Here is a 15,033-nt window from a genome sequence, read left to right on the forward strand (position 1 = left end):
CAGAAGGCTCCACCTGGAGACAAGCGGGCCCCGCTGCCGATGGCAGCGGGGCCCGTTTACGTTGCGGAGACGCGACGAGTCATTCGAGCGGCGTCAGGGGCGTGGCGCGCCCATCATCGCCTCGAGGCGCTCCTCGTTCGGTGCCCCCTCGACCTTTTCCAGGCGGCCCTCATCGTTGCGGTAATAGTTGGTGGGCGTGGCCATCAGCTCCAGCATCTCGAAGAGTTGGTTGTTGGCGTAGACCTGCTCCTCGATTTCTCGGGATTGGGCGGAACCCTCGATGCCTTCGTCACTGTCCTGGTGCGCCTGCAGCGCGGCGGAGGGGTCCTCGGCGCCGAGCAAGGCGGCCGCCTTGGCCGGGCTGTCGCTGCGCAGGATACCGACCATGATGTGACGCAGTTGCACCTCGCCGGCCTCGACCCAGGGGCGGCTCTGTTCGTGAAAGCGGGCGCAGTAGGGGCAGTTGGGGTCGGTGAAGGTGTAGATCACGCGTGCTGCCTGCGGGTTGCCGTCCTGTATCCAATGGCTCTCCTCGAGCCGCTGCCATACTTCGGCCTCCTGGCCGCTGCGCACGTGCTCGTCCAGGGGCGCCGCGGAGAGGTCGTTGCCCTCGACATCGAGCAGGGTACCGACCACGGCATGGTCACCGTCCGGGGTAAGGAAGACGGTCATCTCGCGCCCCCGGTGGCTGGCGGCGTAGCCACTGAGGCCGCCCGGGGCCGCGAACTCGCCATGGATCTCCAGGCCCTGGTCCACCAGCGCCTGGACCGGCGCCGGCCAGTGGTCGTCAGCGGGCAGTGGCGAGGTTAGCGAGAGCGTGATCAGGCCGGCCGTCAGGGAAAGGGGAGAGGGTCGCATCGCGGTATCCTGTTGGTAAGGGGGTGTCGTGGGGACCCGCTGGGAATCAGGGAGTTCCCATCCCGTCACGCTGGTATTAGCCGCGAATCAATTACCGCGCCTGTCGGCGGGGCGCAATGTCGCATCCCGCTGCCCGTCAACGCCGATGCCGAGTAAGCTCGTGTTCTTCCCTTGAACCTCCGGAGCCCACCGAGATGCGACTCGTTGCCTTACCGCTGGCCCTGTTCTCGCTGTTCATCACTGCTGCCCAGGCACAGTCCCTTACCATCGATCAGGCCCAGGTGCGGGCGGTGCCACCAGGCTCGCCCACCACCGTCGCCTTCATGAATCTGACCAACCCGGGCGAGATGGATCTGGCGCTGCTCGGGGGCAGCTCGCCCCTGGCCGGCAACCTGGAGTTGCACAACCATGTGATGGTCGATGGCGTGATGCAGATGCGCCAGGTCGAGGCGATTCCGGTCCCGGCCGGCGAGACCGTGCGGCTGGCGCCGGGAGGCTGGCACATGATGCTATTCGAACTGGCCAGGATCCCGCGTGAAGGCGAGCATGTCGAGTTGACCCTGACCCTCGACAACGGCGAGACCCTGAGTGTCGAGGCGCCGGTGCGACGGGTGCAGCCGATGGAAATGCAGGGAGAGGGCCAGCACGGAAGCCACTGATCTCCCCGGGCCGGCAGTCACTGGGCGCCTTCCCTGCTAACCGTTACAATGCAGCGACACCTTCCAACGACCTCAGGTTGCCTTTATGCATTGCCCCTTCTGTGGCGCCAACGACACGCGCGTGACCGACTCTCGCCTGGTGGCAGAGGGTGACCAGGTGCGACGGCGTCGCCAGTGCGTGACCTGCGGCGAGCGCTTCACCACCTACGAGACGGCCGAATTGGTGATGCCGCGCGTGGTCAAGTCCGATGGCACGCGGGAGGTGTTCGACGAGGTCAAGCTGCGCGCCGGCATGCTGCGGGCGCTGGAGAAGCGACCGGTCAGCGCCGAGTCCATCGAGGCGGCGGTGGAGCGCATTCGCCAGAACCTGCGCGCCCGAGGCGAGCGAGAAATCCACGCCCGGGATATCGGCGAGGAGGTCATGCAGGCCCTCAAGCGCCTCGACCAGGTGGCCTATATCCGTTTCGCTTCGGTCTATCGCAGCTTCCAGGATATTGACGAATTCCGGGCCGAGATCGACCGCCTGGCCCAGGAGCCCGGCTTCTCCGCGGACCCGACGGGAGCTTCCTGATGGTGGAGCACGCCTTCCCCGAGGCGTGGATGGCGCGCGCCCTGACGCTGGCGCGTCGCGGTCTCTATACCACCGACCCCAACCCGCGGGTCGGCTGTGTGCTGGTCAAGGATCACCGAGTGGTCGGCGAGGGCTGGCATGAGCGGGCCGGCGAGCCCCATGCCGAGATCCACGCCCTGCGAGCAGCGGGGGAGCAGGCCCGTGGTGCCACCGCCTACGTGACCCTGGAGCCTTGCTCCCACCATGGACGCACCGGCCCTTGTGCCCTGGCGCTTGTCGAGGCCGGTGTGGCGCGGGTGATGGTGGCCATGCAGGATCCGGATCCCCGGGTCGCCGGCCGGGGTATCGCCATGCTGCACGAGGCGGGCATTGAGGTGGCGGTGGGCATGCTCGAGGACGAAGCCCTGGCGCTCAATGCCGGCTTCGTGATGCGCATGTCTCACGGGCGCCCCTTCGTGCGCCTGAAGATGGCCATGAGCCTCGATGGCCGCACCGCCATGCGTTCCGGCGAGTCCCAGTGGATCACCGGGCCCCAGGCCCGCCGCGAGGTGCAGCGCCTGCGCGCTCGCTCCAGCGCCATCCTTACCGGGGTCGAGTCGATCATCTTCGACAATGCCAGGCTCACGGTGCGCCCCGAGCAGCTCGATCTGCCCGAGGGCGAGGCGCTCGCCGCCCGCCAGCCGTTGCGCGTGGTGGTGGACTCCCGGCTGCGCCTGCCCCTGGCCGCGGCCTGTCTTCGCGAACCCGGCCGTACCCTGGTGGTCACTTTGGACGACCACGAGCCCGAGCGGCGCGAGACGCTCCAGGCCGCCGGCGCCGAGGTCGTGGCGCTGCCCGCGGGTACCGATGGCCGCGTCGACCTGGACGCCCTGCTACGTCACCTGGCCGAGGTGGAGCTGGCCAATGAGGTATTGCTGGAGACCGGGGCAACGCTGGCCGGTGCCATGCTCGAGGCCGGTCTGATCGACGAGATGCAGCTGTTCGTGGCGCCGACCCTGCTCGGCGGCGAGGCACGGCCGCTTTTCGAGCTGCCGGGCCTGAGCCTTATGGCCCAACAGAAGGGGCTGGAGATCCTCGATATTCGTGCCGTGGGGGATGACTGGCGCATCACCGCCAGGCCACGGCGGCTTACCCAGGTATCGACGTGATTTTTTGCGAGGAACGCCGGGGACAGGGCGCAGAGGAGGTCCTACGCCATGGGTGAGGAGCACTGCTCCGAACGGGCTGGCCATGGATGGCCAGCACCGGCCCTGCAAGCGGAGCGGGACGCGAGAGCGTTGCAGGGCGTCGGTAGCGCCCAGGGATGGGTTCACAGCGCCTCCTCGATGGTCCGACACTTCGGGACCTGTTGCCGGGTCAGCTCCGAGCTGTATGAACTGGCGCTCGGCGCTTGAAACTGGCGCCCGAAGACGCGCCACGGTACCCTGACGCGGTTTCGAGGTGGCGACGTCCGATAGCGATCCGTTCGTCGCCGGATGCCGACAGCCACCACGCTGAATCAATGGAGACTCCATGGTGCAATCCTCATCCGGGGGCCTGGCCCCCATCGAAGAACTGGTCGAGGATATTCGTCAGGGCAAGATGGTGATCCTGATGGATGACGAGGATCGCGAGAACGAGGGCGACCTCATCATGGCCGCCGAGAAGGTCGAGGCCGAGCACATCAACTTCATGGCGCGCCACGCCAGGGGCCTGATCTGCCTGCCGATGACCCGCGAGCGCTGCGAGCGTCTCCAGTTGCCGCTGATGGTGCGCGACAACGGTTCCGGCTTCGGCACCAAGTTCACCCTCTCCATCGAGGCCGCCGAAGGCGTGACCACTGGCATCTCCGCCGCCGACCGTGCGCGCACCGTGCGCGCCGCGGTCGCCCGAGATGCTGTTGCCTCCGACATCGTCCAGCCCGGCCACATCTTCCCGCTGATGGCCGAGCCCGGCGGTGTGCTGCGTCGCGCCGGCCATACCGAGGCGGCCTGCGACCTCTCCGCCCTGGCCGGTCTCGACCCCAGCGGGGTGATCTGCGAGGTCATGAACGAGGACGGCAGCATGGCACGCCGGGCAGAGCTCGAGCGCTTCGCCGTCGAGCATGATCTGAAGATGGGCACCATCGCCGACCTGATCCATTACCGCATCCATAATGAACAGACCGTGCAGCCGGTGGAGTCGACGCCGGTCGAGACTGCCTTCGGCGAACTCGGCCTGCATGTCTTCCGCGACAGTATTCAGGGCGCCCATCACCTGGCGCTGGTCAAGGGCCATCCCCACCCCGAGGCGTTGACCACGGTGCGCGTGCACCTGGCTAACGTGATGCGCGACCTGCTCGCCCTGGAGAAGGGCGACACGCCGAGCTGGACTGCCCAGCAGGCTCTCGCCGAGGTGGCGCGGGCCGAGCACGGGGTCTTCGTGCTGCTCGATGACGGGCGTCCGCATCAGGACCTCCATGACCTGCTCGAGGTGTTCCTGGAGCGTCGGCGGACGCCGCGCACCAGCGACTCCGACGGTGCGGGCAACTACCTGACCATCGGTACCGGCTCGCAGATCCTGCGTCACTTGGGGGTGGGCAGGATGCGCTTGCTGAGTTCGCCCTGGAAGTTCTCGGCGCTCTCTGGTTTCGACCTCGAGGTGGTGGAGCGCCTGGAGCCCAGTGAGAAGGCAACCGGCGAGCAGGGCGACGACTAGCGCTGCCGGCTTTAACATCATGGCATGGCCCACGCGCCGTGCCTTCCGGATCCCCAAGCACCGGACCTTTCAGGACACAGAACCATGCAACCGATTTCCCAAGTCGAAGGCAGCTTCGTCGACGTCGATGGCCGCTACGTGATCGTTGTCGGCCGCTTCAATCATCATGTGGTGGACAGCCTGGTCGAGGGTGCCGTGGACAGCCTGGTGCGCCATGGCGTCGACCCGCAGGGCATCGATATTGTCCACGTGCCCGGTGCCTGGGAACTGCCGCTGGCCATCAAGCGCGTGCTTCAGGTGGCACGCCCCGAGGCGGTGATCGCCCTGGGGGCGGTGATTCGTGGCGGCACCCCGCACTTCGAGTATGTCGCCGGTGGCTGCAATACCGCCATGGGCAACCTGCAGCTGGAGTTCGATACCCCGGTGGCCAACGGCGTGTTGACCGTCGAGTCCATCGAGCAGGCCATCGAGCGCGCCGGTACCAAGGCCGGCAACAAGGGTGCCGAGGCGGCCATGGCGGCGATGGAGATGGTCTCGCTGTTGCGCTGCTTCAGTGACGATGCCGACGAGGAAGGTGAGGCATGAGCGGCGAGCGTCAGCGGCCCCCCTCGAAGGACCAGCAGTCCCGCCATGCGGCCCGTGAGCTGGCGGTGCAGGGCCTCTATCAATGGCAGATGACCGGCAAGTCGATCACCGCCGTGGAGGCCGAGTTTCGTAGCCAGGTAGCCGATGATGATCTCGAGGACCATGAGAACTGGCACAAGGTCATGGAGATCGCCGACCTGGCGCTCTTCCACGAGCTGCTGCACAACGTGGCGAATCAGCGCCGGGAGCTCGATGCCGCTATTTCGCCGTTGCTTGACCGGCGCCTCGAGGACCTCGATCCCATCGAGCTGGCGATACTGCGCCTGGGCGCCTACGAGCTCTCCCGGCGCCTCGAGGTGCCCTATCGCGCGGTGATCAACGAGGGGGTCGAACTGGCCAAGTCCTTCGGTGCCACCGACGGGCACAAATACGTCAACGGCATTCTCGACAAGCTTGCCGGGCGATTGCGATCTGCCGAGGTCACCGCTCGCCGCCGCTGAAGGCCAGCCCCTGATGCATAGCGAATTCGAACTCATCACCCGCTTCTTCACGCCAGACCCGCCGGGGGCGGAGGCCGGTGTGACCCTGGGCGTGGGGGACGACTGCACCCTGCTGGCGCCGACGCCGGGGCAGCGGCTGGCGGTCAGCGTGGATACCTCGGTGGCCGGCATCCACTTTCCCGTGGATGCTCCGGCCGTCGCGGTCGGCCACCGGGCGCTGGCGGTCAGCCTGAGCGACCTTGCCGCCATGGGCGCCCATGGCCGCTGGTGCCTGATGTCGCTGACCCTGCCGGCGGCCGATGACGAAGCCTGGCTGGCGGATTTTGCCCGCGGCTTCCATGCCCTCTGCGACGCTGCTGGCACGGCCCTGGTGGGTGGCGACGTGACCCGTGGCGAGCTGGCCATCGGCGTGACGGTGATGGGCGAGGTGCCCCCCGAGCAGGCGTTGACCCGCAGCGGAGCCCGGCCGGGCGACCTGCTGGTGGTAACCGGTGCGCTGGGTGGCGGGGCCGGGGGGCTGGCGTTGTGGCAACGCGGCGAGCGGGACACCGACCACCCCCTGTTGCAGCGCTATCTTCATCCGCTTCCGCGCCTCGAGGCGGGCCTCGCCCTGCGCGGCCTGGCCAGCGCCGCCATCGATGTTTCCGATGGTCTTCTGGCCGATCTTGACCATCTCCTCGACGCCTCGGGCGTCGGGGCCGAGCTGACGCTCGACTCGCTGCCCTTGGCCGAGGGTCTGGTGGCGGCGCTGGGCGAGGAGGAAGCTCAGCAGGCCGGGCTTAATGGTGGTGACGACTACGAGCTGCTGCTTGGCCTGCCCCCCGAACATCTCGACAAGGCTCGCGACCGGCTGGCCGCGCTGGGCCTGGCCCTCACGGTGATCGGCCGCTTCAGCGACGAATCCGGCGTGCAGGGTGTGACGGCTACCGGCGAGCGGGGCTGGCAGCACTTTGCGGGAGGCGGCGCCCCATGAACCAGGCCCCCGCCAGCGTCTGGCGACGCCCCGTGCACTTCCTGGCTTTCGGGCTGGGCAGCGGCAGCGTACCCTTCGCGCCCGGTACCTTCGGCACCCTGGCGGCGATTCCCTTCTACTGGCTGCTCTCCGAGCTGCCGCTGGGCTGGTACCTGGGCCTGGTGGCGGTGGCCTTCTTCTGGGGCATCTGGCTGTGTGACAAGACCTCCCACGACCTGGGGGTTCACGACCATTCGGGCATCGTCTGGGACGAGTTCGTCGGCTATTGGCTGACCATGGCGGCGGTGCCTTTCTCCTGGGAAGCCGCCCTCTGGGGGTTCGTGGTCTTCCGAATCTTCGATGTCTTCAAGCCCTGGCCGATCCGCTGGGCGGACCGGCGGGTCGCTGGTGGCTTCGGTATTATGATCGATGATGTCCTCGCCGCCGCCTATGCCTGGAGTACCATGCACCTGTGGTTCTGGCTCCACTGATCCGGCTTCATTGAAAGTTTTCCACTGTCTCGCCGACATAAGAAGGGTACGGACAAGGCGCGGATAAGGAATGCCATGATTCGCAAGGAACGACTGATCGTCCCGGTGGTGGTGGGCCTGGCGTTGCTCTGGGGCGTCGCCCAGTATCTCTCCAGCGTGCTCTTCGAGCGCGAATTGGCCCGCGCCCTCGAGGATCTCGCCGCCCGGGGCGAGCTGGCGGTGAAGCGAACCGACGTCACCCCTGGCTGGCTCGAGTCCCGCGGCACTATCCACCTGACTCCCCGCTTCGGCCAGGCTTGGCACCTCGAACTGCCCTATGTGGCGCGCCACGGTGTACTCAGCACCCGCATCAATGGCGAGCTGCGGCCGTACCTAGGAGCTGACAATCGTCGCCTGTTCGGTGATGCCTTGCCCTCGGTGCCGCCTACCTGGCAGGCCCGCTACCGCACACTCGGCGCCACTCTCCGGGGGCATCTCCAACTGGCACCCTTCATCGTTAGTCAGGAGGGGCGCGAACTTGACTTCCGCGGTGGGCGGATCGGCTTCGGCGGGGTCTATGGGGACTGGCGGTTGCAGGTCAGGCTCGAGCCCTGGCGCCTCAGCGATGGCCCGGCCACCCTGGAGCTGGGACCGACCACCCTGGAGAGTCGTTATGCCTATACCGATGCCGCCTACCACTTCACCCAGCAGGACCTTCTCAAGGTGGAGCGACTGGCCTTGCAGCAGCCGGACCTCGAACTGGATGCGCGTGGGCTGATCCTGCACAGCCGCACGGTTCTCGACGAACAGGAGTTGCGCGTAGAGAGCGAGCTGACCCTGGATCGGCTGATGACGGCGGAGCAGGTGCTGCTCAGCGGCCGCGTTGCCCTGGAGCTGTCGCGGATCAACGCTGATGCCCTGCGCAGCGTGCTGGCCGTGCTGCGTGACGAGGCGGCTCGAGGCGATGCCGCCCAGGGAGGCCGCGACCTGCTCGCGAGGCTGGAGACGCAGTTGCTGGCCTTGCTTCAGGATTCACCCCGGCTGGATATCCATGCCATCGACCTCGACAGCCCGATGCTAGGGCTGGAGGCCCGGGGCAACGGGGCGCTGTTCTTCGATTCGCGCCAGCTATCGGAGCTCAGCCTGGTCGCGCTCGCGAACCCTCACGAACAGGCTCACGAACAGGCCCGCTGGCGGGCGCGGCTCTACGGTGACCTCATCTGGTATCAGGTGCCCAAGGTGGTGGCCTTGTGGCTCGGCTTGCCGCTGGATACCGAGGACCTCGAGATCGACGTGGTACGTGGCCGGGTCCGGATCAATGGTCGCCCGCTGCCGCCGGCCCTCGAACGGCTCCAGTGACTTCATTGACTTGAAGTCGGGCACCAGTGCCCGCATCCCTGAGGCAGACCCGGGAACCCATCCCGACGATCCAGGACGAGGAACGCATGAGCGACGACCATGAAGCGCAGGATGGCCTGGACTGGATCCAGGCCAATGCCGACGATTCTCAAGATGACGAGAGGCCGGATGAGGGCAACCATCACGCGGTTGTGCCCGCCAGTGACTCCCTGCCGGAGCGCATCTATTTGCTGCCGATCCACAACCGGCCCTTCTTTCCCGCCCAGGTCCAGCCGCTGGTGATCAATCGTGAGCGTTGGGAAGAGACCATCCAGCGCGTCGGCAATACGCCTCACCATACTGTGGGCCTTGCCTTCGTCGGTGAGACCGGTGTCGAGGAACTCGGCGGCGAGGATTTCCCTGAGATCGGTGCCGCTGTGAAGATACACAAGCTGCAGGGTGAGGAGCAGCAGATCCAGTTCATCGCCCAGGGTGTACGCCGTTTTCGCATCCAGCGTTGGCTCTCCCGCAAGCCACCCTACCTGGTGGAGGTGACCTATCCCCGCGAGCCGGTGAACGCCGAGGATGAAGAAACCCGTGCCTATGCCATGGCGCTGATCAACGGCATCAAGGAACTGCTGCCGATCAATCCTCTCTACGGCGAGGAGCTCAAGCACTACCTCAACCGCTTCAGCCCCCACGAGCCAGGCCCGCTGACCGACTTCGCCGCGGCCATTACCTCGGCCAAGGGCCCCGAGCTGCAGGATGTGCTGGAGACCCTGCCGGTGATGGCCCGTATGCAGAAGGTACTGCCGCTGCTGCGCAAGGAGATCGAGGTCGCCCAGCTGCAGAGCGAGATCAGCGACCAGGTCAATGCCCAGATGCAGGAGCGCCAGCGGGAGTTCTTCCTGCGCGAGCAGCTCAAGGTGATCCAGCGTGAGCTGGGCATCTCCAAGGATGACCGCGAGAACGATGTCGACACCTTCCGTGCCCGTCTCGAGGGCTGCGTGGTGCCGGAGCGGGTCATGGAACGCATCGACGAAGAGCTCGACAAGCTGTCGGTACTGGAGACCGGCTCGCCGGAATACGGCACTACGCGCAACTACCTGGACTGGCTGACCAGCATGCCTTGGGGGGTGCGCAGCCAGGACCAGCTCGACCTGGCCCATGCCCGGCAGGTGCTGGACCGCGATCACGACGGTCTTAAGGACGTCAAGGAGCGGATCGTCGAGTTCCTCGCCGAGGGGACGTTCAAGGGCGACGTGGGCGGCTCCATCCTGCTGCTGGTCGGTCCCCCGGGCGTCGGCAAGACCTCGGTGGGGCGCTCCATCGCCGAGGCCTTGGGCCGCGAATTCTATCGCTTTTCGGTGGGCGGCATGCGCGACGAGGCCGAGATCAAGGGGCACCGTCGCACCTACATCGGTGCCATGCCCGGCAAGCTGGCCCAGGCCCTCAAGGAGGTCGAGGTCGAGAACCCGGTGATCATGCTCGACGAGATCGACAAGATGGGACAGTCCTTCCAGGGCGACCCGGCCTCGGCACTGCTCGAGGTGCTCGACCCGGAGCAGAATGTCGATTTCCTCGACCACTACCTGGATGTGCGCCTGGATCTCTCCAAGGTGTTGTTCGTGTGCACCGCCAATACCCTGGATGCGATTCCCCCGGCACTGCTGGACCGCATGGAGCAGATTCGCCTCTCCGGCTACATCGCCCAGGAGAAGATGGACATCGCCAAGCACCACCTCTGGCCCAAGCTGCTCAAGCGCGATCGCATCCCCAAGAAGCGTATCAACCTCACCGCAGCGGCCCTGCGCCAGGTGATCGAGGGCTACGCCCGCGAGGCGGGGGTGCGCCAGCTCGAGAAACAGCTGCATCGTATCGTGCGCAAGGCGGCCGTGAAGCTGCTGGAGAATGACCAGCAGTCGGTGCGGGTCTCGGTGACCAACCTCGAGGACTATCTGGGACCACCGATCTTCCGCAAGGAGCAGGTGATGAAGGGCGAGGGCGTGGTCACCGGCCTGGCCTGGACTGCCATGGGCGGCGCCACGCTCTCCGTCGAGGCCGGCAAGGTGCATGCCCTGGACCGCGGCTTCAAGCTCACCGGCCAGCTCGGCGACGTCATGAAGGAGTCGGCCAATATCGCCTACAGCTACGTGCTCGGCCATCTGGGCGAGTACGGCGCCGATACAGATTTCTTCGATTCCGCCTTCGTCCACCTGCACGTGCCGGAAGGCGCCACGCCCAAGGATGGTCCCTCCGCCGGGGTGACCATCAGCACGGCCCTGCTGTCGCTTGCCAGGCACCAGGCCATCGACCGGCCGATGGCGATGACCGGCGAACTGACCCTGACCGGCCAGGTGCTGCCGGTGGGCGGCATTCGCGAGAAGGTGATCGCCGCTCGTCGCAGCGATATCTTCGAGCTGATCCTGCCGGATGCCAACCGTCGTGACTACAACGAGTTGCCCGACTATCTCAAGGAGGGCATGACGGTGCATTTCGCAGGCCACTACCGTGACGTGGCCAAGGTGGTGTTCGACTGATCGGTATGCCCACCGCTCTGCTGTCCGCCGACTGAGTCGCTGGTCTGGCGGTCGGGCGCGTGCCAGAATCGAGTGCAATCTGGTAACCGTACGAAAAAGAAGAGGACAGCATGCCCGAGTATCGCTCCCGTACCACCACCGCGGGTCGCAACATGGCCGGCGCCCGCGCCCTGTGGCGCGCCACCGGCATGAAGGATGACGACTTCCACAAGCCGATCGTCGCCGTGGCAAACTCCTTCACCCAGTTCGTGCCGGGGCACGTGCACCTGAAGGACGTGGGGCAGCTGGTGGCTCGCGAGATCGAGAAGGCCGGCGGAGTGGCCAAGGAGTTCAATACCATCGCCGTGGACGATGGCATCGCCATGGGTCATGACGGCATGCTCTACTCGTTGCCGAGCCGCGACCTGATTGCCGACAGCGTCGAGTACATGGTCAACGCTCACTGCGCGGACGCTCTGGTGTGCATCTCCAACTGCGACAAGATCACCCCGGGAATGCTCAACGCCGCCATGCGCCTGAACATCCCGGTGATCTTCGTTTCCGGCGGCCCCATGGAGGCAGGCAAGACCAAGCTGCTCGACCACGGTATCGACCTGATCGATGCGATGATCTCCGCCGCCGACGACAAGTACAGCGCCGCGGAGATCGAGGAAATCGAGCGCAGTGCCTGCCCGACCTGCGGAAGCTGCTCGGGCATGTTCACCGCCAATTCCATGAACTGTCTGATGGAAGCGCTGGGCCTGGCGCTGCCGGGCAACGGCACGGTGCTGGCCACCCACGCCGACCGCCGCCGACTGTTCGAGGAGGCGGGAAGCCGCATCGTCGACCTGGCGAAGCGCGTCTACGAGGGCGAGGAGGCCCACCTGCTGCCGCGGGCCATCGGCTCGAAGGCTGCCTTCCGCAACGCCATGACCCTGGACATCGCCATGGGCGGCTCCACCAACACCATCCTGCACCTCCTGGCTGCCGCCCAGGAGGGAGAAGTCGACTTCACCATGGCCGACATCGACCGGCTGTCGCGGGAGGTGCCGCAGCTCTGCAAGCTGGCGCCCAACACCCAGCAGTACCATATCGAGGACTGCCATCGCGCCGGCGGCATCATGGCCATCCTCGGCGAGCTCGATCGCGCCGGGGTGCTGGATACCCGAGTGCCGACCGTCTATGGCGATAGCCTGAAGGATGCTTTGGACGAGTGGGACATCATGCGCTCGCCGAGCCCCGAGGTGGTGGAGTTCTACAAGGCCGGTCCCGGTGGCGTCCCCACCCAGGAGGCCTTCTCCCAGGCCGCCCGCTGGCCGAGTCTCGACGGCGACCGGGCCAACGGCTGCATCCGCGATCTCGAGCACGCCTTCTCCCACGAGGGTGGACTGGCCGTGCTCATGGGCAACATCGCCGAGGATGGCTGCGTGGTGAAGACCGCCGGCGTCGACGACTCGATTCTGGTCTTCGAGGGCCCGGCCCATGTGGTGGAGTCCCAGGACCAGGCGGTGGAGCATATTCTCAGTGGCCAGGTGAAGGAGGGCGAGGTCGTCATCATTCGCTACGAGGGGCCCAGGGGTGGCCCCGGCATGCAGGAGATGCTCTACCCGACCAGCTATCTCAAGTCCAAGGGGCTAGGCAAGGCCTGTGCACTGCTCACCGACGGGCGCTTCTCCGGCGGCACCTCGGGTCTCTCCATTGGCCACGCCTCGCCGGAAGCGGCGGCCGGCGGCGCCATCGGCCTGGTGGAGAGTGGCGACATCATCCGTATCGACATCCCCGACCGTCGCATCGATGTGAAACTCTCCGATGAGGAGCTCGCCAGTCGCCGCGAAGCGGAGGAGGCGAGGGGCGCTGAGGCCTGGAAACCGAGCATCGTGCGCGACCGCAAGGTCTCGGCGGCGCTCAAGGCCTATGCGCTGCTGGCGACCTCAGCCGACAGGGGCGCCGTGCGCGACCTGGCCCGGCTCGACTAGTCCGAGATTCGGCCGAACGCGGGGCCACGCGAGTCCCGGCCAAGCCCATGACTCCTGCAGGGAAGCCCGCACGATGAAGACAAAGACCCTCAACGTCGGCCTGCTCGGCTATGGCATGGCCGGACGCACCTTCCACGCCCCGCTGATCCAGGCCGCCCCCGGCCTGGAGCTGTCCGCCGTGGTCAGTAGCAATGCCGAACGGGTCCAGGCCGATTACCCCGAGGTCGAGGTGCTGCCCAAGGCAGCACTACTGCTCGCGCGGCGCGACATCGACCTGGTCGTGATTGCCACCCCCAACGACACCCATTTCCCGCTGGCCAAGGCAGCGCTGGCGGCCGGCAAGCACGTGGTGGTCGACACGCCCTTGGGCGTCAGCGCCTCCGAGGCCCGCCTGCTCAAGGCTCAGGCCGATGGCGCCGAGCGTCTGCTGAGCGTCTTCCACAATCGTCGCTGGGACAGCGACTTCCTGACCCTCAAGGCGCTGCTTGATGACGGCACCCTGGGGCGGGTGGTGACGCTGGAGTCGCGTTTCGACCGATTCCGCCCCGGCGTCACCGATCGCTGGCGCGACCATCACAAGCCGGGCGGTGGCATCTGGTACGACCTCGGGCCGCACCTGCTAGACCAGGCCCTGCAGCTCTTCGGCATGCCCAAGGTGATCATGCTGGAACTCGCCACCTCTCGGGAGGGGGCCGAGGTGGACGATGACTTCCTGGCGCTGTTGGAGTACGACCACCTGCGGGTGAGCCTGCAGGCCAGCTCCCTGGTGGCCGAGCCGACCCCACGCTTCCGGGTCCACGGCACCCGGGGCAGCTTCGTGAAGTACGGGCTCGATCCTCAGGAAGACTGGCTCAAGGCGGGGCAGGCGCCGTCGTCGGGCTGGGGCCTGGATACCACGCCCGGCAAACTGACCCTCGACGAGGGGGAGGGCGACACGGTGGCCATGACGGTGCGCGAGGCACCGGTCATGCCGGGGGACTACCCCGCCTTCTATGCCGGCATCGCCCTGGCCCTGCTTGAGGGCGCGTCGCCGCCGGTGACCAGCGAGTCGGCCCTGGAGGTGATGACTCTGCTGGAGACCGGACTCGACAGCTATCGGCAGGGCCGCTGGGTGAAGCTCAAGGATGGCAGCAGCGCACTGCGGCGGCTGCACTCCGGGTGAACGGAATAGGCCTGGGGTGGGCCGGGCTCACCAGAGCCCGGCATCGACGGGCGCCTCGCTGCGCAGCTTGTCCCTGGCGATGAACAGCGCGGCGATGGCGCGAGCTTCGTGGAAATCCTCCCGTGCCAGCAGGGCCGAGAGTTCGTCGATGGCGTGGGTCTCGACGATCAGCGGCTCCGGCTCGTCGCCGGGCAGGCGCTTTGGGTAGAGGTCGCTGGCCAGCAGTACCTGCATGCGGTGGCGCATGTAGTTGGGGGCCAGTGACAGCTCCACCAGCGGCTCGATGCGATGGGCGCCGAAGCCGCACTCCTCCATCAGCTCGCGATTGGCCGCGGTGACGATGTCCTCGCCCGGATCGACGAGCCCCTTGGGCAGTGTCAGCACATAGTCCTCGAAGCCGGCAGCATATTCGCGGATGAGCAGCACATGTTCCGGGTCGGGCATGGCCACGATCATTACCGCGCCGATGCCCTGGCCGGTCCCGGTGAGCCGCTCGAAGGTGCGCTCGGCACCGTTGGAGAAGCGCAGGTCCATCTCCTCGACGTGAAAGAGCCGACTTCGTGCCACGCTGCGCCGGTCGAGGATGTGTGGCTTGACGGGCCAGGGTCGGGAGGCGTCGTGCTGGTCGGACATGGGCGGGATTCCCTGTTGGCGAGCGAAAGGGGAGAGCGATATGGACATGACGCTGAGGCCGGACGGGCGCTGTGCGCCCCGCATGGCGATTCGATACAATACTAGTTCTCAACGGCCCAATACTATGTCCCAAC

The 15,033-nt window shown here is 66.7% G+C and carries 14 protein-coding genes; 12 read left to right on the top strand and 2 right to left on the bottom strand.

What is annotated here, in order from left to right; all coding sequences use genetic code 11:
- Nucleotides 1-93: 93 nt before the first annotated feature.
- Nucleotides 94-858, bottom strand: a complete 765-nt coding sequence (gene dsbG / locus BMY30_RS06700; protein WP_089711848.1) for a thiol:disulfide interchange protein DsbG — start codon at nt 856-858, stop codon at nt 94-96.
- Nucleotides 859-1,052: 194 nt separating this feature from the next.
- On the opposite strand from dsbG, the gene BMY30_RS06705 reads away from it, so the two are divergent.
- The 12 genes from BMY30_RS06705 (at nt 1,053) to BMY30_RS06765 (ending at nt 14,266) form a co-directional block, all read left to right on the top strand.
- Entirely contained in the window at nt 1,053-1,517 is a 465-nt protein-coding gene (locus BMY30_RS06705) for a copper chaperone PCu(A)C (protein ID WP_170840091.1), read from the top strand.
- An 85-nt stretch (nt 1,518-1,602) separates the two neighbouring features.
- Complete coding sequence (gene nrdR / locus BMY30_RS06710; protein WP_089711852.1) at nt 1,603-2,088, top strand: transcriptional regulator NrdR; 486 nt, start codon at nt 1,603-1,605, stop codon at nt 2,086-2,088.
- The gene (gene ribD / locus BMY30_RS06715) at nt 2,088-3,236 is read left to right on the top strand and encodes a bifunctional diaminohydroxyphosphoribosylaminopyrimidine deaminase/5-amino-6-(5-phosphoribosylamino)uracil reductase RibD (RefSeq protein WP_089711854.1); all 1,149 of its coding nucleotides are present in this window, start codon (nt 2,088-2,090) and stop codon (nt 3,234-3,236) included. The genes nrdR and ribD overlap by 1 nt, the downstream gene beginning before the upstream one ends.
- 364 nt (nt 3,237-3,600) lie before the next feature.
- Entirely contained in the window at nt 3,601-4,764 is a 1,164-nt protein-coding gene (gene ribBA / locus BMY30_RS06725; RefSeq protein ID WP_089711858.1) for a bifunctional 3,4-dihydroxy-2-butanone-4-phosphate synthase/GTP cyclohydrolase II, read from the top strand.
- 84 nt (nt 4,765-4,848) lie between these two features.
- Nucleotides 4,849-5,349, top strand: coding sequence for a 6,7-dimethyl-8-ribityllumazine synthase (ribH, locus tag BMY30_RS06730; RefSeq protein WP_089711860.1), 501 nt, complete (start codon nt 4,849-4,851; stop codon nt 5,347-5,349).
- Nucleotides 5,346-5,849 (top strand): transcription antitermination factor NusB, encoded by a 504-nt coding sequence (nusB, locus tag BMY30_RS06735; RefSeq protein ID WP_089711861.1) that lies wholly within the window; start codon nt 5,346-5,348, stop codon nt 5,847-5,849. Before ribH ends, nusB begins: the two co-directional genes overlap by 4 nt.
- 13 nt (nt 5,850-5,862) lie before the next feature.
- A complete protein-coding gene (thiL, locus tag BMY30_RS06740) occupies nt 5,863-6,822 on the top strand; it encodes a thiamine-phosphate kinase (protein WP_089711863.1) in 960 nt (319 codons plus the stop codon).
- Nucleotides 6,819-7,292 carry a phosphatidylglycerophosphatase A family protein gene (locus BMY30_RS06745; protein WP_089711865.1) on the top strand — a complete coding sequence of 158 codons (474 nt, stop codon included), beginning with the start codon at nt 6,819-6,821 and terminating at the stop codon, nt 7,290-7,292. Before thiL ends, BMY30_RS06745 begins: the two co-directional genes overlap by 4 nt.
- 75 nt (nt 7,293-7,367) lie before the next feature.
- The gene (locus BMY30_RS06750) at nt 7,368-8,630 is read left to right on the top strand and encodes a DUF945 family protein (RefSeq protein ID WP_342027775.1); all 1,263 of its coding nucleotides are present in this window, start codon (nt 7,368-7,370) and stop codon (nt 8,628-8,630) included.
- Between the two features lie 86 nt (nt 8,631-8,716).
- On the top strand, nt 8,717-11,149 hold the full coding sequence (gene lon / locus BMY30_RS06755) for an endopeptidase La (RefSeq protein ID WP_089711867.1): 2,433 nt from the start codon (nt 8,717-8,719) through the stop codon (nt 11,147-11,149).
- Between the two features lie 110 nt (nt 11,150-11,259).
- The gene (gene ilvD / locus BMY30_RS06760; RefSeq protein ID WP_089711869.1) at nt 11,260-13,104 is read left to right on the top strand and encodes a dihydroxy-acid dehydratase; all 1,845 of its coding nucleotides are present in this window, start codon (nt 11,260-11,262) and stop codon (nt 13,102-13,104) included.
- A 73-nt stretch (nt 13,105-13,177) separates the two neighbouring features.
- Complete coding sequence (locus BMY30_RS06765; RefSeq protein WP_089711871.1) at nt 13,178-14,266, top strand: oxidoreductase; 1,089 nt, start codon at nt 13,178-13,180, stop codon at nt 14,264-14,266.
- A gap of 27 nt (nt 14,267-14,293) precedes the next feature.
- Here BMY30_RS06765 and nudE read toward each other — a convergent pair whose 3' ends face one another.
- The gene (gene nudE, locus BMY30_RS06770) at nt 14,294-14,899 is read right to left on the bottom strand and encodes an ADP compounds hydrolase NudE (protein ID WP_089711873.1); all 606 of its coding nucleotides are present in this window, start codon (nt 14,897-14,899) and stop codon (nt 14,294-14,296) included.
- Between the last annotated feature and the right edge of the window lie 134 nt (nt 14,900-15,033).

This window comes from Halomonas daqiaonensis, from assembly GCF_900109725.1.
Lineage (GTDB): Bacteria > Pseudomonadota > Gammaproteobacteria > Pseudomonadales > Halomonadaceae > Halomonas > Halomonas daqiaonensis.